Genomic DNA, 1,755 nt, shown 5'->3' on the forward strand with positions numbered 1-1,755 from the left:
TAGGTAATTGCGAAACAAGGTCGCAATCCTGATTAAAAATGCGGTAGGAATCCTGCAATGCAGGATTCCTAAGATGAGAAGCAGGTGACATCAAAATTAGACATGACAAAATAACTTCCCAGATGGACTGCGAAGAAAAAATGTTATAAATACCAAAGGTCAGGCAATCAAAGGTTTTAAACTTCGTATGTATTGAAGTTGGTGGATTTTATCAGCAACAAGTACGGTAATAAGTTGTGTAATTCCTGCAAGAAGTAAATCGGCATGAAGCGTTTTTTCATTCTGTGTTTTACGATTCGCAATACAGAAACTATCCTTGAAATGGTTGATTGATTTTTCGACATTTACACGGATTTTGTAAGTGTCTTCCCATTCCTGGGAACCTCGTTCTACACCAGGATAGGCGCGGAGATTTTTCTCTGGATAAATATAAATCATTCGTCCGCAGGAAGAAGTGGTGCATGGATTATCGCAGTGACATACCCGACATTTTGACTTGTCGGCAGGATTGTATTCCCATTTCATTTTTGGACATACAAACTTCATGGTAGGAAGTTTGCTGCGCAAATGGGAGTTGCTTCCTTCCCGTTTCATAGGAAGTGTTGGATCATGTGGGCAGCAGGGAATACCATTTTCATTCACTGTGTAGTCCGTTCCTTCCATGGAAAGTTTTACCCTGAGGGGAATAAAAGCTTTATGGAATCCAATCTCCTCGAAAAGAGATTTATAGATTTCAATCGTATCAAAGGCGGCATCGCCAAGAAAAGTCTTTGGCTCAATCAAAGGATGTTTTTTGAAAAAATCAATCAAAACAGGAAGCAGCGCTTTTGAGTCGGCAAGCGATTTATCCTCATCCGGAGAATCCGATTTCTTTTCTACAACAATATCAGGATGTGCATTTAGGAAATCCTTGTTGTAGAAAGATATGTCGCGGACAATGCCAAGTCCATTTGTGACGATACCGAATTTATAGGCATAACAGAAGTGACCATTGATGTACATCTGCTGGATTGCCTGGTTGGATGCAGCATGAGTTGGCATGGAACCATAAGCGGCTTTGTAAGGATCATAGGAATCATCAAGGTTATGGGATTTTTTAAAAGCCTTCAGCTGTTTAATAATACGGTTGGCATACTTCGGATTATTTTCTGTAACCCATGCTTCAATACCGGAGGTATCAAAGATAGTCATGTCGGCAAGAGCCGGATTCAGCTTTTGGCATATCGGTTCGGTCAGATCTACAAGATGATCGAACATAGATTGTAAGTCCGATAAGAAATCCTGTTTAAAGCGAGTGAATTTTGAACCGTCTGGTACAACATCAAAGCCGCAAAAATCACGAAGTTCCTGAGAGTATTTCAAGAACACAATCAGGAGCGTGTCCGTCGGGATTGAAAAAATACGCTGGAGCAGAAGTGCCTTGAGCATAGGATAAAGCTGGTGCTTGCGAGGTCTTCCGGTTTGGGCGTGAAAATGAGAAACAAAAGAAACAGGAACAATTTCATCAAGGTTAATGGCTTCATCAAGAAGTGCTAGAAAATGATATTTGTCATTATCGAATTTATGTTGACAATCTTCAAAAACTTCTGCCAAAGTGAGCTGCTTATGTGTTATCATATAGGTATATCTCCTTTAAGGTGGATTGGTTAATAGTTTCTAGTCAACTCTATTTTACCATAAACCTTGAGGAGATATTTTATTTTGGCAACAAAAAATGCCGTATTTATGCGGCTTTTGGCGTTTCGCAAACGCCTA

1 pseudogene is annotated in these 1,755 nt (G+C 39.9%); it reads right to left on the minus strand.

The annotated features are described in order from the left end of the window. Positions 1 to 176 precede the first annotated feature (176 nt). Positions 177 to 1,617, minus strand: a pseudogene (locus H6A13_RS12835) (transposase). Positions 1,618 to 1,755: the final 138 nt, after the last annotated feature.

Origin of the sequence: Mordavella massiliensis (assembly GCF_016902415.1) — a bacterium.
GTDB classification, from domain to species: domain Bacteria; phylum Bacillota; class Clostridia; order Lachnospirales; family Lachnospiraceae; genus Merdimonas; species Merdimonas faecigallinarum.